General features: G+C 32.8%; 21 protein-coding genes. 15 read left to right on the plus strand and 6 right to left on the minus strand.

The window, feature by feature from the left end:
* Positions 1-86: 86 nt before the first annotated feature.
* From LL966_RS19740 to LL966_RS19780, 9 genes are all read left to right on the plus strand, one after another.
* Positions 87-1,085 (plus strand): beta-ketoacyl-ACP synthase III, encoded by a 999-nt coding sequence (locus LL966_RS19740; protein ID WP_229355612.1) that lies wholly within the window; start codon positions 87-89, stop codon positions 1,083-1,085.
* A 23-nt stretch (positions 1,086-1,108) separates the two neighbouring features.
* The gene (accB, locus tag LL966_RS19745) at positions 1,109-1,594 is read left to right on the plus strand and encodes an acetyl-CoA carboxylase biotin carboxyl carrier protein (protein WP_229355614.1); all 486 of its coding nucleotides are present in this window, start codon (positions 1,109-1,111) and stop codon (positions 1,592-1,594) included.
* A gap of 104 nt (positions 1,595-1,698) precedes the next feature.
* On the plus strand, positions 1,699-3,045 hold the full coding sequence (accC, locus tag LL966_RS19750) for an acetyl-CoA carboxylase biotin carboxylase subunit (RefSeq protein ID WP_229355616.1): 1,347 nt from the start codon (positions 1,699-1,701) through the stop codon (positions 3,043-3,045).
* A 348-nt stretch (positions 3,046-3,393) separates the two neighbouring features.
* Positions 3,394-3,690, plus strand: a complete 297-nt coding sequence (locus tag LL966_RS19755) for a hypothetical protein (RefSeq protein ID WP_229355619.1) — start codon at positions 3,394-3,396, stop codon at positions 3,688-3,690.
* Positions 3,691-3,763: 73 nt separating this feature from the next.
* Complete coding sequence (locus tag LL966_RS19760; RefSeq protein WP_229355620.1) at positions 3,764-4,060, plus strand: hypothetical protein; 297 nt, start codon at positions 3,764-3,766, stop codon at positions 4,058-4,060.
* 27 nt (positions 4,061-4,087) lie between these two features.
* Positions 4,088-4,378 carry a hypothetical protein gene (locus LL966_RS19765; RefSeq protein ID WP_229355621.1) on the plus strand — a complete coding sequence of 97 codons (291 nt, stop codon included), beginning with the start codon at positions 4,088-4,090 and terminating at the stop codon, positions 4,376-4,378.
* A 17-nt stretch (positions 4,379-4,395) separates the two neighbouring features.
* A complete protein-coding gene (locus tag LL966_RS19770; protein WP_229355622.1) occupies positions 4,396-4,689 on the plus strand; it encodes a PepSY-like domain-containing protein in 294 nt (97 codons plus the stop codon).
* 14 nt (positions 4,690-4,703) lie between these two features.
* On the plus strand, positions 4,704-5,000 hold the full coding sequence (locus tag LL966_RS19775; protein WP_229355623.1) for a PepSY-like domain-containing protein: 297 nt from the start codon (positions 4,704-4,706) through the stop codon (positions 4,998-5,000).
* A 129-nt stretch (positions 5,001-5,129) separates the two neighbouring features.
* Positions 5,130-6,485, plus strand: coding sequence for a sigma-54-dependent transcriptional regulator (locus LL966_RS19780; protein ID WP_229355624.1), 1,356 nt, complete (start codon positions 5,130-5,132; stop codon positions 6,483-6,485).
* A gap of 28 nt (positions 6,486-6,513) precedes the next feature.
* On the opposite strand, the gene LL966_RS19785 is transcribed toward LL966_RS19780, so the two are convergent.
* Together LL966_RS19785 and LL966_RS19790 are read right to left on the minus strand one after the other, a co-directional pair.
* Positions 6,514-8,946, minus strand: a complete 2,433-nt coding sequence (locus LL966_RS19785; RefSeq protein WP_229355625.1) for an ATP-binding protein — start codon at positions 8,944-8,946, stop codon at positions 6,514-6,516.
* A 186-nt stretch (positions 8,947-9,132) separates the two neighbouring features.
* Entirely contained in the window at positions 9,133-11,034 is a 1,902-nt protein-coding gene (locus LL966_RS19790) for a S9 family peptidase (protein ID WP_229355627.1), read from the minus strand.
* 300 nt (positions 11,035-11,334) lie between these two features.
* Here LL966_RS19790 and LL966_RS19795 point away from each other — a divergent pair, with 300 nt between their 5' ends.
* From LL966_RS19795 to LL966_RS19805, 3 genes are read left to right on the plus strand one after another with little or no spacing between them, the layout of a single operon-like run.
* Positions 11,335-12,447 carry an NAD(P)/FAD-dependent oxidoreductase gene (locus LL966_RS19795; protein ID WP_229355629.1) on the plus strand — a complete coding sequence of 371 codons (1,113 nt, stop codon included), beginning with the start codon at positions 11,335-11,337 and terminating at the stop codon, positions 12,445-12,447.
* On the plus strand, positions 12,447-13,235 hold the full coding sequence (gene mtgA / locus LL966_RS19800; protein ID WP_229355631.1) for a monofunctional biosynthetic peptidoglycan transglycosylase: 789 nt from the start codon (positions 12,447-12,449) through the stop codon (positions 13,233-13,235). Before LL966_RS19795 ends, mtgA begins: the two co-directional genes overlap by 1 nt.
* Complete coding sequence (locus tag LL966_RS19805) at positions 13,213-14,181, plus strand: lipid A deacylase LpxR family protein (RefSeq protein WP_229355632.1); 969 nt, start codon at positions 13,213-13,215, stop codon at positions 14,179-14,181. Before mtgA ends, LL966_RS19805 begins: the two co-directional genes overlap by 23 nt.
* 97 nt (positions 14,182-14,278) lie before the next feature.
* Here LL966_RS19805 and LL966_RS19810 read toward each other — a convergent pair whose 3' ends face one another.
* Entirely contained in the window at positions 14,279-14,677 is a 399-nt protein-coding gene (locus LL966_RS19810; RefSeq protein WP_229355634.1) for a hypothetical protein, read from the minus strand.
* Between the two features lie 388 nt (positions 14,678-15,065).
* Here LL966_RS19810 and LL966_RS19815 point away from each other — a divergent pair, with 388 nt between their 5' ends.
* From LL966_RS19815 to LL966_RS19825, 3 genes are all read left to right on the plus strand, one after another.
* A complete protein-coding gene (locus LL966_RS19815) occupies positions 15,066-15,242 on the plus strand; it encodes a hypothetical protein (protein ID WP_229355636.1) in 177 nt (58 codons plus the stop codon).
* 300 nt (positions 15,243-15,542) lie between these two features.
* Positions 15,543-16,724: a tyrosine-type recombinase/integrase gene (locus LL966_RS19820; protein ID WP_229355638.1), complete on the plus strand. Its 1,182-nt coding sequence runs from the start codon at positions 15,543-15,545 to the stop codon at positions 16,722-16,724.
* Between the two features lie 142 nt (positions 16,725-16,866).
* Positions 16,867-17,487 (plus strand): hypothetical protein, encoded by a 621-nt coding sequence (locus LL966_RS19825; protein WP_229355639.1) that lies wholly within the window; start codon positions 16,867-16,869, stop codon positions 17,485-17,487.
* 201 nt (positions 17,488-17,688) lie between these two features.
* Here the strand turns inward: LL966_RS19825 and LL966_RS19830 are convergent, their stop codons facing one another.
* The 3 genes from LL966_RS19830 to LL966_RS19840 all read right to left on the minus strand — a co-directional run bounded on the left by LL966_RS19830 (position 17,689) and on the right by LL966_RS19840 (position 20,336).
* Entirely contained in the window at positions 17,689-18,861 is a 1,173-nt protein-coding gene (locus LL966_RS19830; RefSeq protein ID WP_229355641.1) for a synaptonemal complex protein 1, read from the minus strand.
* A gap of 589 nt (positions 18,862-19,450) precedes the next feature.
* Positions 19,451-19,756, minus strand: coding sequence for a hypothetical protein (locus LL966_RS19835; protein WP_229355642.1), 306 nt, complete (start codon positions 19,754-19,756; stop codon positions 19,451-19,453).
* Positions 19,757-19,766: 10 nt separating this feature from the next.
* Positions 19,767-20,336 (minus strand): hypothetical protein, encoded by a 570-nt coding sequence (locus LL966_RS19840; protein WP_229355643.1) that lies wholly within the window; start codon positions 20,334-20,336, stop codon positions 19,767-19,769.
* Between the last annotated feature and the right edge of the window lie 41 nt (positions 20,337-20,377).

A 20,377-nucleotide genomic window follows, 5' to 3' on the forward strand; every position in this document is an offset into this window, starting at 1 on the left:
CAAAATCGTTTCGTTTTTTTTTGTAATTTTCAAGTCTTTTAAAAATTTTTCAAATAATAATATTTGAAAGGAAATAATAGAATATAATGAATACAATCACAGCCGCAATTACCGCTGTTGGAGGATACGTTCCTGACTTTGTGCTTTCGAACAAAGTTTTAGAAACAATGGTTGAAACCAATGACGAGTGGATTACTACTCGAACAGGAATTAAAGAAAGAAGAATTCTTAAAGATGCTGATAAAGGAACATCATACCTTGCAATAAAAGCAGCACAAGACTTAATTGCAAAAGCAAATATTGATCCGTTAGAGATTGATATGATTATCATGGCAACAGCAACACCAGATATGATGGTGGCTTCTACAGGAGTGTATGTAGCAACAGAAATTGGAGCTACAAATGCATTTGCATACGATTTGCAAGCGGCATGTTCAAGTTTCTTATACGGAATGTCAACGGCTGCAGCATATGTTCAGTCAGGACGTTACAAAAAAGTACTTTTAATTGGTGCCGATAAAATGTCATCAATTGTAGATTATACAGATAGAGCAACTTGTATTATTTTTGGAGATGGAGCTGGTGCAGTTCTTTTCGAACCAAATTATGAAGGTTTAGGTTTGCAGGATGAATATTTGAGAAGTGATGGTGTAGGACGCGATTTTCTTAAAATCCCTGCCGGAGGTTCTTTAATTCCACCTAGCGAAGAAACAGTAAAAAACAGACAGCATAATATTATGCAAGATGGTAAAACTGTTTTTAAATATGCTGTAACTAATATGGCAGATGCCAGCGAATTGATCTTACAGAGAAATAATTTGACAAATCAGGATGTTGACTGGTTGGTACCACATCAGGCAAACAAACGTATTATTGATGCTACGGCTGGAAGATTAGAATTGGAAGATTCTAAAGTTTTAGTAAACATCGAAAGATACGGAAATACTACTTCAGGAACTCTTCCATTAGTATTGGCTGATTTTGAAGATAAATTTAAAAAAGGAGATAATATTATCTTTGCTGCCTTTGGTGGTGGATTCACTTGGGGATCTATCTATTTAAAATGGGCTTACGATAAGAAATAAATTAAAACTAAAAACGAATCATTATGGATTTAAAAGAAATTCAAAACCTAATCAAATTTGTTGCAAATTCGGGCGTTGCAGAAGTGAAGTTGGAAATGGATGATGTAAAAATCACTATCAGAACAACTTTAGAAACAAATGTAACTGAAGCAACTTATGTACAGCAATTACCAACTCAGGCAGCTTTACCTCAAGTAACTGCTCCACAAGTAACTGCTCCAGTTGTTGTAAATGTAACTCCAGAAGCGCCAGCTGCTAACGATTCTAAATATGTTACTATAAAATCTCCAATTATTGGAACATTCTATAGAAAACCATCTCCAGACAAACCAGTTTTTACTGAAGTAGGAAGCACTATCGCTAAAGGAGATGTTCTTTGTGTAATTGAAGCAATGAAATTATTCAACGAAATCGAATCTGAAATTTCTGGTAAAATTGTAAAAATTCTTGTTGACGATATGTCTCCAGTAGAATTTGACCAACCTTTATTCTTAGTAGATCCATCATAAATTTAGATTTTAGATTTTAGATTTTAGATTGATTTATAAAGCGATTTTTATTTCATCTAAAATTATCTAATTCTCAAATTGTCTAATTATCTAATTAAAATAAGATGTTTAAAAAAATATTAATTGCGAATAGAGGAGAAATTGCACTACGTGTAATTCGTACATGTAAGGAAATGGGAATCAAAACTGTTGCAGTTTACTCTACAGCCGACGCAGAAAGTTTACACGTTAAATTTGCTGACGAAGCGGTTTGTATTGGTCCTCCTCCGAGTAACTTATCGTATTTAAAAATGTCAAATATTATTGCTGCTGCAGAAATTACAAATGCAGATGCAATACACCCAGGATACGGTTTTCTTTCTGAGAATGCTAAATTCTCTAAAATTTGCCAAGAGCACGGAATCAAATTTATCGGTGCTGCTCCAGAAATGATTGACAGAATGGGTGATAAAGCTTCTGCTAAAGCTACAATGAAAGCTGCAGGAGTTCCTTGTGTACCAGGTTCAGACGGATTATTAGAATCTTATGAGCATGCACAAAAAACAGCTAAAGAAATTGGTTATCCAGTTATGATGAAAGCTACAGCTGGTGGTGGTGGAAAAGGAATGCGTGCTATCTGGAAAGAAGATGAGCTTTTAAAAGCTTGGGAAAGTGCACGTCAAGAAGCTGCTGCTGCTTTTGGAAATGACGGAATGTACATGGAGAAACTTATTGAAGAACCACGTCATATCGAAATCCAAGTTGTTGGAGATGCATACGGAAAAGCATGTCACCTTTCTGAAAGAGACTGTTCAGTACAACGTCGTCACCAAAAATTAACTGAAGAAACACCTTCACCTTTCATGACAGATGAACTTCGTGCAAGAATGGGAGAGGCTGCTGTAAAAGCGGCTGAATTCATTAAATACGAAGGAGCTGGAACTGTAGAGTTTCTTGTAGACAAACACAGAAATTTCTATTTCATGGAAATGAATACTCGTATTCAAGTTGAGCACCCAATCACAGAACAAGTTATTGATTATGATTTGATCCGTGAGCAAATTATGGTTGCTGCCGGAATTCCGATTTCTGGTAAAAACTACCTTCCTGAATTACATGCTATCGAATGTCGTATTAATGCTGAAGATCCTTATAATGATTTCAGACCTTCACCAGGAAAAATTACTACGCTTCATATGCCAGGAGGACACGGAGTACGTTTAGATACTCACGTATATTCAGGGTACAGCATTCCGCCAAACTACGATTCTATGATTGCTAAGTTAATTACAACGGCACAATCTCGTGAAGAAGCTATTAGCAAAATGCGTAGAGCTTTGGACGAATTCGTAATCGAAGGTGTGAAGACTACAATCCCTTTCCACAGACAATTAATGGATGATCCAAAATATATTGCAGGAGATTATACAACTGCATTTATGGATACATTTAAAATGAATAATCCAGAATAATTACAAAAGAAAAAGGCTTCCAGATTTGGAAGCCTTTTTCTTTTGTAATTATTAAGTTCCAATATTTGAAATTCCAAATTCCAGACCTTTATATGTGATTTGAGTTTTAAATCTTAGAATTTGGAATTTGATTTATTGAAATTCTATCAAGGTTACACTTACAGTGTTTACTTATTACACACCTTTTTCTTCATTTACACACTTTTTAAAATAAGTCAATTTTTGGCATATTGATGAAAACCCTTTAAAAACAAGGCTTTAACGTGTTTGGCATGGTTGTTTTCTTTTACGGCATAATAATTTCATTATCTAAAGCGTAAACAACTATTAATATTAAATATATACGTTATGAAAAATTTATTTTTATCAGCCGCAATTGTCTTAGGAAGTTTAACTTCATTCGCTTCAACTACACAAGTAAATAATACAATCGTTAAAACGATTTCTGTTGAAGATGAATACACTGAAATCAAATTAGAAGAATTACCAGCTGCAATTACAGAATCTTTGAAAAAAGCTTATCCTGAAGCAGTAATTACAAAAGCATATAAAAACGAAAAATCAGAGTATAAACTTGATGTTACAGTAGGTGACAAAGTTGGAAATCTTTTTGCTAATGCAGACGGAACTTGGATTAAAAAATAATCTAAATATAGATTTGTGAAGATCCAGATCAAGAATACTAAGATTAAATTACGAATATTAAAAAAGAACTATCATGAAAAATTTATTTTTATCAGCCGCAATCGTTTTGGGAGGTTTAACATCATTTGCTTCAACTTCGCCAATTTCAAATACTATCGTAAAAACAATCTCTATCCAAGATGATTATACAGAGATTAAATTGGAAGAAGTTCCAGTAGCAGTAACAGATGCACTTAAAAAAGCGTATCCAGATGCTGTGCTTACTAAAGCATTTAAAAACACAAAATCTGAATACAAGCTTGAAGTGACTGTTGGAGATAAAACAGGAAATCTTTTTGCTAACGCAGATGGAACTTGGATTAAAAAATAAGTAAACTAACCCTTAAAAACTATTACTATGAAAAAGTTAATCTTATCGGCAGCAATTGTTTTAGGCAGTTTGTCGATGCACGCAGAAACCGCTGTTGTAGCCAATCAAATGGTACAGACAGTAAATGATCAGGATGGATATAAAGAAGTAGACGGAGTTCCGGCAGCTGTAAAAAAAGCCTTAGACGACGCTTATCCTGGTGTAGTGCTTGAAAAAGCATGGGTGAATGACAAAAAGGAGTATAAAATTGAGATAACCGTTCGTAAAGAAAAATCGATCGTTTATACAGATGCTTCTGGTAACATTCTTAAAAAATAATTTTAAACCATAATATTATGAAAAAGTTAGTTTTATCAGCAGCGATTGTGTTAGGAAGTTTATCGGTTAATGCAGCAGTTCTTCCTGCAATTTCAATCACTCAGTCAGTACTTATTCAAGATGGATTTACCGAAGTAACTGCAGATGCTGTTCCAGCGGCAGTGAAATCTACTATTGAAAAATCTTTCCCGAAGACTAAGCTTGAAAAAGCTTATAAAAACGAGAAGAACGAGTATAAACTTGAGATTTCAAGTGGAGAAAAGAAGTATACTATTTTTACAGATGCTTCTGGTAATATCATCAAAAAATAATTAAAATCAGCATCATGAAAAAGTTAATCTTATCAGCAGTAGTTCTTTTAGGAACAATGTCGATTCACGCAAATGTATTGCCTGTTTCTATAGACAACAAAGCAACTGTGATTATTCAATCAGAATATACAGAAGTAACTGCAGATGCTGTGCCTGCAGCTGTTAAAACGGCTTTGCAGACGGCTTATCCAGGAGCAAAACTGGAGAAGGCATTTGTAAACGAAAAGAAAGAATACAAACTAGAAATATCAGTTGGAGACCAAAAGGCTACTGTGTACTCAGATGTCAATGGTAACTGGTTGAAAATATAATTAGGTGAATTTAGATTTATGTTTTTGGTGAAAAAGAGATTGCAACTTGCAATCTCTTTTTTTTTACATTAATTTTATGAAATTACTAGTTTAATAGTGCTATTTTAGCATAAAAGTCCTTATAAGCAAATGCCTAAGATATTATTGATAGAAGACGACATCTCGTTTTGTAAACTGTTAGAAAAATTTCTAATTAAGAAATCGTATGATGTTACCATTGCTTTCTCAGCCGCAGAAGCACGTGAAGCCATCAAAAAAGAATCGTTTGATTTGATTTTGACAGATCTTCGTTTGCCTGATTTTGATGGTATCGGACTAATGTCTGAATTTAAAAATACATACCCGCATATTCCAATTATTTTAATGACAGGTTACTCTGATGTAAATACTGCTGTTAAAGCAATTAAAAATGGTGCGGCAGATTATATTTCTAAACCTTTCAATCCCGATGAGGTTTTACTGGTTATTACAAATGCATTACAAACTCCGCAAATTGTAGAAGAAGAAAAGATTCCTGCTAAAGAAAAAAAAGCGCCTAAGAAACAGGCTTCGGGCGAAAATGAATTTGTAAAAGGAATTTCTGTTGCTTCAAAAAAACTTTTAGATCATATCCAGCTGGTTAGTCCAACTGATATGTCAGTTTTGATTATTGGTGAAAGCGGAACAGGAAAAGAAATAATTGCAAAAAGTATTCACCAGCAAAGCCAGAGAAAAAATAATAATTTTATTGCGGTAGATTGTGGAGCGATTCCAAAAGAATTAGCGGCAAGTGAATTTTTTGGACATTTGAAAGGATCTTTTACTGGAGCTATTAGCGACAAAATGGGTTATTTCGAAGCAGCAAATGGCGGAACACTATTTTTGGACGAAATTGGGAATCTTTCCTACGAAAATCAAATTCAGTTATTAAGAGCACTCCAAGAAAGAAAAATCAAACCCGTTGGAAGTAATAAAGAAATAAACGTCGATATCCGCATTATTACGGCTACAAACGAAGATTTGCGCGAGGCAGTAAAAAACGGCGATTTTAGAGAAGATTTATACCATAGAATAAATGAATTCTCGATTGAATCTCCATCTTTAAAAGATCGTGACGAAGATTTGATGCTTTTTGCTGATTATTTTCTAGAAAAAGCCAATCAGCAATTAAATAAAGAGGTTATCGGATTTTCTCCAGAAGTAGTTTCTATTTTTCAGAATTACAACTGGCCTGGAAATTTGCGTGAATTGCAAAACTGCGTGAAACGCGCCACTCTTTTAACTCGTGGTGATTTTATAGAAAGTGAAGTGCTTCCTGCAGAATTCTTTCAAATTCAAAAACAGCAATCAGGTTCAGGCGAAAGCTTTTCTTTGTCTGAAAATGAAAAAGAAGCTATTATTCATGCCTTATCAAAAGCGCAAAATAATAAGTCGGAAGCGGCTAAACTTTTGAAAATTACAAGAAAGACATTATACAACAAATTAAAGCATTATAATATTGAGTAAAGCACCAATTTAATTCGTGCTTTACTTTTTAAATTTCTTTTTTTATAGCTTCAAACAGAACTTCTGTTTTGTCTTTTAAGTCAGCGTAAGTACCTTTTAAATCTATTTTATTTAAATCTTCTTTTTCTAAATCTTTAAGAATTTCACCAATTTGATTGGCTTGAATTTGTCTGAACATCGGAGCAATTCTATGTGCAATAGATTTTATTTCTTCATGATTTTCTTCGTTGACTGCAGTTTCTAAAAGACTTAAATTTTCGATACTGTTTTCTATAAAAGAATTTAAGACCTCCGTCAAAGCCGATTCGTCTTTGCCTAGAAAATCTTTTAAAGTCTCTAGAGAATACATTTGCGTAGCATTTTGATTTTCTACTTCTGCTATTTCAGATTCGGGAATTTCTTCATGATCTAAAATATGTTGAATCGTTTCGAGTAAGATTTTTGGCGAATAAGGTTTCTTTACCACTGTAGTAAAACCAGCATTTTTGTATACAGAAAGGTCCAAATCTGTTCGGCCAGTTAAAGCAATAACAGGCTGATTTTTAAAAATAGGAAGTTCGCGGAGTTTCTCTAATAATTCGAATCCATCAATTCCTGGCATTTGAATATCAGTAATGACAAAATCAAAAGGAGTAGTTTGAATAGTTTCTAAAGCCTTGGCGGGATTGCTGAAAGAAAAAACCTGATGTTGTTCCTGTTTTAAAACGCCACTTGTCAAATTCAAAAGATTAATGTCGTCATCAACCACAATAAAAGTTTGCTTTTTAGTGTTTTTTACCATTTTAGATTTAGGAGCCACAACAGTACTGTTTTCGCTATTATCGAATAATAACGGCAACTGAATTTTAAACGTACTTCCTTTTCCGAAAATACTTTCCAAGCTTAAAGTACCACCCAAAATAGAAATTATTTTCTGGCAGATAGATAATCCTAAACCTGTCCCGCCATATTTCTTTTCGATGTTTTCATTCGCTTGAGCAAATTCTTCAAAAACAAGTTTCTGGTTTTCTTTCTCTATTCCGATTCCGGTATCTTGAATTGTAATGGTAAAAGATTGTTCGTCATTCGCGTAAGCGGCAATTCTAATGTGTCCTTCTTCTGTAAACTTATAGGCATTTCCAATAATGTTGGTCAGAATCTGTTTCAATCTAAATGGGTCGCCAACAATTCGCTTTTGAAATTTATCATCAATATTGATAATCAAGTCAATGTTTTTATGCTTGTAAACGGTTTGAATGTTTCTAGCAATATCTTCAATAATTTCTGGCAATAAAAAAGGCACTTTTTCTATCGTAATTTTTCCAGCTTCTATTTTCGAAAAATCAAGTAAATCCTGTACTAACTGCGTTATATATTCTGAAGAGTTTTTAATGTTTTTAACGAAATAAGACTGTTTGGTATTGATGTCAGAATTTCCGAGAAGTTCAGAATAGCCTACAATTGTACTTAAAGGAGTTTTTAAATCGTGGCTTACGGTCGAAATTAATTGTTCACGGCTTTTCAGCAGATTTTTAGTTTTAAAATTGGCGATTTCCAACTGCTTTTTATACACTTGAGATTTCGAATAATCGCTGACAATCAAAATAGAGAAAAATAACGTCAGCAATAAACCAATTACCGCCGAAGCAGTAACAATTTCGTTGACTCTTTTTAATGATTTTTCTTTTAATGAATTACTTTTAATTGAATTGATGATAATTTCTCGCTCAATAATTCGAAGTATTTTTCGAAGCTGATCTGAAATTGCAATTTCATTTTGAAGCAGCTTGTTTTCCTCAAAATTTAAAGATTCTTTTTTCTTTTCAGCTTTTAGTTTTACCGAGCTCAATAGCTTTTTAGAATTGGCTAGAATAGAATCTGAAGCTTTTTTGCTTAACGTATTGGTGCTGTCATCTGGGATATTCGAATTCATATAATCAACATAACGCTGTAAAACGTTTCGCTGATAACTTCCTAGCTGGTTTGGGTTTTTAGTGAAATCTTGAAGCTCTAATTTTCTTAGATTAAACTCCATTTTTGTGATTTCATCAATAGCATTATTTACAGAAGTTTCATCATCTGCCTTGTTTTTGATTTCCTTTAATTGTTTGATGTTTTCTGTTTTTTCAGCCAGAAAAAAAGTAACACTATCTAAAAGTGTTTTTTGATATTCTGTAGTAACAATTTGTTTTAAAGTATCAATACGTTTGCGGAGAGAATCTGTTTCAATCAAGTAATTTTTAAAATCTTTTTCCGAATTACTCTGAATGGTCTGCCTTGCTAAACTTTCAGTTTTATAAACATTAGAATATAATTTACTTACTCGCAGTATTTTGGTCTTTTCAAAGGCAATTTTGTCTTCGAGTTTATTATAAACGACATTTTCAGAATATAAAAACCATCCAACGGTGACAACCAAAGCTAATAGTGCAACATAGCTGAATAAAACTTTTATTGCGGTGTAACTTTTTTTAGTCTCCATATTTTATTGAAGGATTTGGGAAATTAGGTCCCGAAGCCTCGGGATTAAAACATTGCAATTTATCTAAAAAAATCTGTTTTTGGAAGTCTAAACCTTTCTAATCTGTTATATAATTGTCATGTTTAAAAATAAAAACAGCCGTAGATTATGTAAAATCTACGGCTGTTATTTATACTTTTTTAAAGATTATAAAGTCTCGCTTAACCATTTGAAAAATTCACCTTGCCAAACTTGAGCATTTTGTGGTTTTAAAACCCAGTGATTTTCGTCTGGGAAATACACAAATCTGCTTTTAATTCCTCTTAATTGAGCCGCCTGAAAAGCTTCTTGTCCTTGTCCGATTGGCACACGGAAATCTTTTCCTCCTTGGAAAATCAAAATTGGTTTATTCCAATTCTGAACCAAAGTTGCAGGGTTGAAAGTGGTGTATGCTTTTTGAGCAACAGCATTATCTTTTTCCCAATAAGCGCCTCCAAAATCCCAATTGTTGAAGAAAACTTCTTCAGTTGTTCCTAGCATAGAAACGGTATTGAAAACGCCGTCATGTGCAATAAAAGTTTTGAAACGGTTTTTGTGAATTCCTGCTAAATAAAATACAGAATATCCTCCGTAACTAGCTCCAACGCAACCTAAACGGCTTTTGTCAACGTAGCTTTCTTTTGCAACATCATCAATTGCAGAAAGATAATCATCCATAACTTGTCCGCCCCAATCTTTACTAATTTGTTCATTCCATTCAACACCGTGTCCTGGCATTCCACGACGGTTAGGCGCAACAACGACATAACCTTTAGCTGCCATTAAAGAGAAATTCCAACGGTAAGAATACGATTGTGTCAACGCACTTTGTGGTCCGCCTTGGCAATACAATAATGTTGGGTATTTTTTAGAAGCATCAAAATTTGGAGGAAGAATAACCCAAACCAACATTTTTTTTCCGTCAGTTGTTGTAACATAACGTCTTTCTGTTTTGCTTAACGCTAAAGATTTGTACGTTTCTGTGTTAACATTTGAAAGCTGTTTCCAAGTATTTTTCTTCAAGTTAAAAGAGTAAATTTCAGCAGCGTGATTCATATCGTTTCTTGTTACGATAAGATCATCTCCAGAAAATCCAACTAAATCATTAACATCAAAATCTCCCTTTGTTATCTGGTGAACGTTGATTGCAATTTTAGTTAAACCTGGAAAATTAACCGAGAAAATTTGTTTTGTACCGTCAATTGGCGCTACAAAAAAGACTGTTTTTCCGTCTTTACTCCAAATAAAATTATCTACAGTTCCATCCCAGTTTGCCGTTAAATTGGTTTTCATTCCTTTAAATTCAACAATAATGTCGTTTTTATCAGATTCATAACCGTCACGTTTCATTTGCAACCAAGTTAAATTTCCTGTTGGAGAAAATTGCGGAGCGGTATCGTAACCTAAATTACCATCCGTTTTATTGGTTGTTTTTTGAGTTTCTAAGTTGTACTCAAAAATATCTGTATTTGTAGAAATTGCATAAGACGTTCCAGCTTTTTTCTTGCACACATAAAAAATGCTTTTGCTGTCTGGCGACCAAATGTAGTCTTCGTCACCACCAAATGGTTTTTGTGGAGAATCAAAAGTTTCACCTTTTAAGATGTCAATTCCTTTTGCACCATCTTTGTTTTCTTTATAAAAAACGTGATTGAATTTTCCTTCGTTCCAAGTATCCCAATGACGATAATCTAATCCATCATAAATTTGAGCTTCAGATTTGTCTAATTTTGGATAAAAATCTTTCCCTAAAACTTTATCGATTTTTACTTCCTCATTATAAACAACATATTTGCCATCAGGCGAAATATTTTTATCTGCTAGAATATCTTTTGTGTCTTTAATTTCCACTGCATTTCCTCCCGTTACAGGAATTGTATACAATTTTGAAGATGATTTATTTTCTTCTACAGAAGGTGTAGAAACTTTAAAAACAACATTTTTTGCATCTTTAGAAATGCCAAGAGGTGTTACTCTTCCTAATTTCCATAACAATTCCGGCGACATTACATTCTGTCCGATAGCGTTTAAACTCATCATTATTAAGGTTGTTAATACTACTTTTTTCATAATCAATTATTCTATTTTTTGTGGCGCTAAAAATACAACATTTAAATTCCAATAAATTGTTAAAATTCCAATGTGGAAAAATTCCAAATTCCAATTTTCACCCTGAGCAAAGTCAAAGGTCTCAACGTAAGAGACTTCGACTCTGCTAAGCCTGACAACATAAGTTTTTTTAAAATTTATGAAGTTTTGGAATTTGTAATTTAGTTTTTGGAATTTGTAATTCCATTTAGTTTTGTAATTTAACCCAAGATTGGGATTTGGAGTTTGAAATTTGGAATTTATTTTTAGAATAAAAAATTTATGGAACTAAGCTATTGGGAATTAAAAAACTGGTTTACGAATGTGGATTACACAATAGTCGGAAGCGGAATTGTCGGCTTACATACAGCTTTGCGCTTACGCGAAAGATTTCCAGCTGCCAAAATTCTGGTTCTAGAAAAAGGAATGTTGCCGCAAGGCGCCAGTACCAAAAATGCCGGTTTTGCCTGTTTCGGAAGTCTTTCTGAAATTTTAGAAGATCTAAAAACACATTCTGAAGATGATGTTATGACTCTTATTGAAAATCGTTGGAAAGGTTTACAGATGCTTCGAAAAAGATTGGGAGATGTTGCAATTGATTTTAAGCCTCACGGCGGATATGAATTGTTTTTGAAAGAAGACGAATTCGGGTTTAGTGAATGTATTTCGAGAATGTCTTTTGTCAACGAAATTTTGAAACCACTTTTTAAAGCTGAAGTTTTTGCCAAAGAAACCGACCGATTTGGGTTTGGAAATGTTCAGGACTATTTGATTTTTAATCCATTTGAAGCACAAATCGATATAGGAAACATGATGAACGAATTGTTGAAACAGGCAGTTTCCGAAAATATTTTGATTTTAAATCAACAGACAGTTACTTCTTATGCAGAGGCAGGAAATCATGTAGAAGTGGTTTTGAGTGATTTTAGTTTTAAAACCCAAAAACTGCTTTTTGCTACAAACGGTTTCGCAGAATCTCTAACAAATGGAGCAGTAAAACCGGCAAGGGCACAAGTTCTGATTACAGAACCTATTCACAATTTAGACATAAAAGGAACGTTTCATTTAGATCGTGGATATTATTATTTTAGAAATATCAACAATCGAATTTTACTTGGCGGTGGAAGAAATCTTGATTTTGAAGGAGAAACCACTACCAAATTTGGCGAGACGAAAATTATTCAAAATAAATTGGAAGATTTGCTGAAAAATGTAATTTTACCAAATCAGGATTTCCAGATTTCGCATCGTTGGAGCGGTATCATGGGAATTGGAAATAGTAAAAAACCTGTTGTTTCTCAACTATCTGAAAACGTGTTTTGTGGAGTGCGTTTGGGTGGAATGGGAGTCGCAATAGGAAGTTTAATAGGAAACGAATTAGCAGATTTAATATAATGGCAGCACCCAAAAAACCAGCACCAAAAAAAACAACAGCAACAAAACCAAAACCGAAGACGTCTTCTAAAAAAGGAAATCGTTCTTTAGGAGAAAAAATAAAATGGTTTTTTATAAAAGCTGCTTTATGGTTTTTCGGAATATCAATCGGGTCGGTAATATTTTTTAAATACGTGCCAGTTCCTTTTACACCTTTGATGCTTATTCGTGCTATTGAAAATAAATTTGGCGGAAAAGAAGTTTATTTTGACCATGATTGGGAACCGATTGAAAAAATATCGATGAATTTACAAAAGGCAGTAATTGCGAGTGAAGACGCAACTTTTTTAACGCATAATGGTTTCGATTTTAAAGCACTTCAAAAAGCATATAAAAGTAACGAACGCGGACGTAGAATTCGCGGTGGAAGTACCATCTCGCAACAAACTGCTAAAAATGTCTTTTTGTGGCAGGGAAAAAGCTACTTGCGTAAAGGTTTAGAAGCTTACTTTACAGTTCTAATCGAGATTATCTGGGGCAAAGAGCGAATTATGGAAGTATATCTAAATAGCATCGAAATGGGTGATGGGGTTTATGGTGCTTATGCTGCGACAGAACACTGGTATCGCCGAGATGCTTCAAGTTTAACCCCAATGCAAGCAGCTGGAATTGCGGCAATTTTACCAAATCCGAGAAAATTTAAAGCTACAGGTTCTTCAAGTTATATCAATAGAAGAAAAGAAAGAATTGTACGCGAAATGCGTTATGTTGGAAAAATCAATTATGATGGAAAAGAAAAAGAGAAGTAAAAAACAACTTTTTGCTTTTCTAATATTGACAGTAACGCTCACTTTTGGACAAGGAAAAAAAACAGAAATAGGTTTTATATCTGATAATGATTTATATACATCTTCTAAAAATGATATGTATTATACCAATGGTTTGGAACTTTTTTACCGATTTTTGAGTAAAAACAACAACGAGAAAATCAATAAAGAAATTACCGAATTCAGAATTGGACAATATCTTTACAATCCGAGATTTATAAATGAAGAAGCGGTTGATATAAATGATCGTCCTTTTGCGGGTTATCTTTTTGCAGAAGCCGGAAAAAGCTTTTTTTATCAGAGTGAATCGGTTTTGAAGACTGATTTTCAAATTGGTTTTCTTGGTCCGAATGCTTTGGGAGAAGAATTACAAGAAGGATTTCACAAAATTATTGGTTATAAAAAAGTATATGGATGGGAAAATCAAATACACAATGCTTTAGGATTGCAAGCTCATGTGATGTATTCTAAAAAACTATTTCCATCTCAACACAATGATTTTGTAGATCTTCATTGGCAGTCTGAAGCCAATTTAGGAACGATTTTTACAGGAGTTTCTACTGGTTTTATGGCAAGATTTGGGTTTAAAAATTTGCTTCCAATTTATGATTCTAATATGCACGATGCTTCGGTAAGTGCTGAAATACAATCGAATATTAGAGAATTTTATTTTTATGCGATGCCAAGCGTTAATTATCAATTCTATGACGCAACGATTGAAGGAAGTATGTTTAACGACACAAGTCCGATTACTTTTGAATTAAAGCCACTTCGTTTTAATGCCGAAGCTGGTTTAAAATATCGCTATAACAATTTCAATATTTCATACTCTTTTATTTATCGCGGACGAGAATTAAACGATCCAGGAATTGATACGAATAAAGGATATTTTTTTGGGTCGATACGAATGGGGTTTTTGTTGCGGTAGGTTTTGCTATTAAGATATATGGCAAAAGTTCTTGAATAAAATTTGCTGCAAAATAAAAAAACCGTATTCCAATTTAAGAATACGGTTTTTTGGTTATTTATTGTTTTGTATAAGTTCCATCCAAAAATCCAGTTGATTCAATTACAGTGTCAGAAGTCTTAGTAAAACTAAATGTAACTGTTGCTTCTGAAAATTTGTAATCTGCACTGTATGATGAATTATTTTTGGTTTCTTTTACAGATACCTCTATACCAGCTTTTTTAAGTGTAGCAACTTGTTCTTTTGTAGATGTTTTTGTGCCTCCAGCTCCGTAGATGATATCATCTTTCGTAAAAGTATATGTTCCTCCAAAATTTGATTTCCACGTTCCTATAATCCATTCGGGAGGGGCAAAACTATTTGATCCTTTGTCTGTTTTTCCAGAACCTTCATTGTCTGATGAAGAACAAGATGTTGTTATGATAACTAAACTAAGCAGTAAAAATAATTTTCTCATGGTTTGTATAATTAAGTTGAAGTAATATTCAGCATCCTTTAAATCAAAGGATTTAAAGTCAGTCATTTTACAAAGATGTAGCTATAAAACTTTTAGAATGTGCGCCAAAAGGCATAATTGTATTACAATAAGCCTGATTGCTCTATATATTTGGTCTAATCAAAAAACTTCTTATGAAAATTAGAAGTTCTTGTCTAGCCCCGATGGCAGCGGTATCCTTTTTACTGCTTCTTTAGCAGAAAAAAGATATAGCGAACAGCGGGACAAGTGGTCTTTTGAAAATAATACTTCTGCTGCTAAATTTTGAAAATCAATTTCCAAACAATACTTAACCTTTTGATAATACGCTAATTGCTTTAAATTTTTATATTTAATTAAAATTTAAATTATGGATGTTAATTGGAATATAATTGGAGTTGTAGCAATCTTAGTTGCAATTTTGGTTGTTTTAACAATCAGAAAAAATCTAAAGGAAAAAAAGAAATTGGAAAATTTGCTAAATAACGATTTCAAAAAAACAGAGAAAGACGACGTGAATGCTGAAGATTCGGCGAATGAGAAATAATTTAACACTGAAGTTGTCATTTCGAGGAACGAGAAATCACACTCGGAATTCCACAATCTTGTCGATCATCTAGTGCGATTTCTCGTTCCTCGAAATGACAAGATTGCGTATAAAATAAAAACCCTTGTAAAAACTAAATTTACAAGGGTTTTTTGTTTTGTGGAGAATACCGGATTCTCTACTATCTTTTTTAATGTCTTTAAAATTAGGTGTTTTGCAGTAGTTTTGAAATTTTTAGTCCTAAAACAGTCCTAATTATACAAAACGATTCGTATCTTTGTATTGTAAAGTTATAGGATTATGAGCAATTATACAACACCCAAATTAAACAAAGGCAAAGCGCCATTATCAATTCCGAGAGGAAGTAGCAAGTTGAAGGAGCTGGCAAAAAATGTTTGGTATGTATCCTATACTTTCGAGGGCAAGCAATATAAAGTAAAAGATAACCTTAATAGAATTCATGACCCTGCTGAAAAAGAACTGGCGGGTGAAATCCTACTAGAAAGTATCAAACAAGACCTTAAGAACGGCTACAATCCTTTAAAGCCTTTACAGTGGACCGAACACTTGCGTAAAGAAACAACAACGTTGGAGAGTGCTATAAAGCAATTTGAAGAGTACCACAAGATTCATAATTCCAGAAAAAAAACTATACAAACCTACCTGAGTAAAATGAATGCTCTCAGCAAGTATCTTCCGAGCGTCTTATTATCTGAAGTAAAAACAAAGAATCTTGAAAGTTTTGTTAGGTCAAAAATAAGTGACAATACTTACTCACAAGATAGTGTTAAAAGTGTCAAACGTGTTTTTTCTACTTTTTTCAATGTGTGTATCAAGTTAGACCTTATACAAATCAATCCCATGAATGGCTTTGATGGTAAGATAAAAAGCAACAAGGTGACCGAAGAAAGACATGTTCCATTCTCTGATACGGACCTGAAAACAATATTAGACTACCTTGATGCAAATGACAAATATTCTGCCTTTTTCTGTAGAATGATTTACTACACATGTTTGCGACCTTCCGAGATTAGAGGACTAAAAGTAGAGAACATTAATATGGAGAGTAACAGAATTACAATACCGGCATCAGTTAAGAAGGTCACCAGTAATAATGAAAACGACTATCTGGATATAAATTCAAGCTTTGCTCCAATTCTAAAAGAACTAAATCTTGAACAATATCCTAAAGATTATTACTTAACAGGTTCTTCTACGAACATCGTTGGTGAGAAGATAATAGGAGAAAATACGCCTTACAATAAATTGATTTCAGCATTGAAAAAATTAGGACTAAATGAAAAAGGATACGATTTGTATTCCTTCAAGCACACATCAAACATTAAGAAGTATATCGATGGATGGACCCTTAGCCAAATCATGAAAGCGAACAGACATACCAATATTAGTACTACAGAAATTTATCTCAAAAAGTTGGGGCAGTTTGTTGATATTAGAAATAAGGCTATTCCTGTGATATAGAGATATAACCTTAAATTTATTGTTTGTCTAAATTTGGTGTAATTAACTATTAGTTAATTAAGCTTTGAAAAATTAATCAATTCGGAAATTTTGACTATTAGGTTTAAATTTGTGAATTAACTTTAAAACCATTTACTAAACTATGACACAAGAATTTTATAATAAAATTTCAATTCCTTATCAAACACTTTCTGGTAGGTTTAGCAGTTTGAATAAGATGTATCATAATAATTATGCCATTTATGATATAGGAATTTTTAATGCCAGAAAAGAACAGTTTGAATTTCTTAAACAATTTGAAAAAATTCCGTTTAGAGTCTTTTTCAGCAATGATTATTTAGAAAAAAACGACACAGGTGGTAATTACTTCAACTCTGAGACAATTGTTATAACAGAAGGTACAATTAATATCCATACTGAATTTTCGATGATTTTGTTTTACTATCTCATAAATGAGTTGAAGAATGATATTGCGAAGTTTCTGGACTTACTTAACCATAAAGATTTTGAAGAAAGATTTAGAGGGTTTTATAAAGTCGATGAGTATAAGTTAAAATATAGCTTGTTACAGCACGAAGTGTTTTTTAAATTTATGACAGCAAATGTTCCAAACTTTGGATTAATATACCACCTATTTCATAGAACAAATTCTGGATATATTTATGCTGATGAACATCGAATGATAATTCGGGTGAAGGGCATACAAGATTTGCTTGAAGCAAATGAAACTGTTTATAATTTTCAGAATTATCAAATCGTTTAGGAAGGACTAAAACCTTTGTTTGATTTATGTATATTTTAAAATCCTGTGGATCGAGCTAAAGCTCGACCCACGGGATTTTAATTTATAAGACAATTTTTCTTTAAAATTTTAAAAGAGAACGTTTTTAGTGGAGCAATTAAATTTCAAAAAAAACTAAAAAACGAACACACTTGTAAACCCAAATGTGGACTTGTTCTAGTTTTATCCCATTTCTGCAAGCCCCACATTAAATAGGATTCCTATTCCTTTTGTTTGATGATTGTAACCAGGCATTCTAGTTAGCAAAAGATGTTCGAGGTACTTTCTGTGGTCGTCGTGTAAGTGAGAAAGAATAAATGCAATGAATAGCTTTACAGTATTATAATCTGAAAAAGCCTTCTGTGATTCCACATTCTTTAAATAGTTTTTCATTGTTTTGATAATAATACTGTCATCCTCATGGAACAAAGGAATGTATTCCATATCAAAGAAAACATCTTCAAACATTAGTCTGGTTGGGTCCACATTTCCATGCAGAAAATCATTTCTGTTATTCATTAAAGTATGAAAATTTTTAAAAGTTTCAGATTCTCCATCGATTTGTTTTTTAAAACCATTACAATTTAAGTGGAGGGTTTTAACTCTAATATCAATCTGTTGTCTAATTAGATTTTCATATAAACGATTATCTTGTTTGTATTCTTCTTTTGCAAAAATTAAAATAACTAAGTTTATAAACGATTCGGCTAGTACTGGAGAAAGCATTCTGATTGTGGTTCCGAGAGCTACCGAACGTTCTATGTTTTTAACCCATAACTCTAGTTTTTTGTGATAATTGTCCATCTCTTCGTGAGTGGAAGTCATTGCGTTAATTCGTTTTATTTCGGTAGTGTCTAGTGATTTTAATTCTCGGATAAGTGAGTTTAAAGAGTGATTTAGCCTGTTATATGGATTAATGAACAAAGTGTATTTTTGAAATTCAGCCTGAACTTCTTTCATTTGTTTTCCGTATTCTGAATATTTGGATTTAATATTATTTAATAATATCATCCAATCAGTTTCGTTAAATTTAATTTCAGGAGTTAGTTTTAGTACAATTTCTAGACCACTGCTTTTGCCAAGAAAATGAATTTCACAATTTTTTACCGAAAATGTATAATGCCAATGTATTAAATTATCGGTTGATTCGGATTTAAATAACATGCTGCTTCCATTTGCAATTCCAAATTTAGATTTCAGTAATTTATAAAGACTTAATGGAGATAATTCCTTGTTGAAATTTCTCCAACTGTATATCGATAGCTTTTTTTTGTTTTGTAAAGAAATTGAAATTTGCTCTAGTGACATTGCTTGCCAATTTTCAATATCAAAAATTTCTGCTGTAGTTTTCTCCATGTTTTTAAAAGTTGGTTCTATATACCTATTCTTTGCTAAATGTAATTAAAAATGAGAATAGATATTGACATAATAGTTTAAAATCATACGGATCGAGCTAAAGCTCGACCCTTGTGATTTTAATTTATAAAACTTTTTTCTAAAAATTTAAAAGTGATTGATTACCACTCAATATGAAAACTACTAAAAACTACTAAAAACTACTAAAAACAGTTATATAATACTTAAACCCCCATAGCAAATACAGGCTAATGATAGTACAATATGGAACAATATGGAACAATTGAATCTTCAAAAAAATTCAAAAAAAAATCTGAAATATCAGTTCGCTTTCACATCCGAATGTGGCTTATTGTAGATAACGAGGTCAAAAAACGACGTAGGTAACGAGACATGCAAAATTCATAACACAGCAAGGGGGAGAGGAGGACGCATTATCAACCTAATTGCTGAATCCGTTTTCTAATTTGCTCAATTTCTTTCTCGAACTGTAACTTCTGTAATTGAACATGTAAATCTTGTTTTCGATTCGGGTCACCTTCAACTGAAATTTCTAGTTGTTTAACTCTTATTTGGTCGTCAATACTAGTTACCATTCTAAATCTAAATATTTTTCAGGAAAGTGTCTAAATTTAAAAAACTCAGAATCCTTGTATAGGTTACCGCATTTGAGATACCATGTTTCTTTTAGAATCTCATTTCCCCAATGAGTAGAAACTCTTAATCCGCATAGTATTTTCCATTCAGAGCCATTTCCTCTCAGGTGCTTGTAAGCATCTTCGGTTAAATTTGGATTCACTCTTTTGTATCGCTGATAGTTGTAAGGTTGCAATACCCGTGACGGTATTCCGAAGTCTTTTTTAAATTCTTTATTGTTAAAATCTTCTTTTTTCATTTTGGTTGTATTAGATTATTGTTATTGTTCCGCTCTTTTTTAAGTAGCTAGTTACACTAGTGCGGTTGTTTATTTTTTCAATCTGTAGCCTGTAATCACCCTTGTTGACATATTTTTCCATCACGTCACTAACTGCTTCTTTTACTTCATCATTCAAGCTATCAGCCAAAGCATGAAGATGATTATAACCTCTTTGGTCCGTCTCAATAACATAGGCTATATTGCAACTCGGCAACTTTTCTTTTACTTCAGTAATCAATTGAATGTGGTACTTGACATCATAATTGTCTTTTGTGTTCCATGTGACGAATGTTTCCCATTTATGATTTGAGAGAGTCGTTTGTGATTTTGTGTAAATTGGCATGAACTCGTCAATTATTGTGTAATGGATTTGCCACGCTCTACCATTCTTTATAAGTAAACTTGGCATGTCGGCATATTTTTTACTCACAAGCTTCATTCTATATTTTAAGGTTCTTGGTGATAGTCCTGTTATTTCTCCTAGTTGATTGAGTTGGTAGAATATTTTAACTCTATTTTTGTTAATGTTGTTTATTGTTTCATTTGTGTTTACATTCATGTTTTTATTGTTAACTTAATATGATTAGGACAAGAGAGGAG

Source organism: Flavobacterium chungbukense, assembly GCF_020805785.1.
GTDB lineage: Bacteria > Bacteroidota > Bacteroidia > Flavobacteriales > Flavobacteriaceae > Flavobacterium > Flavobacterium chungbukense.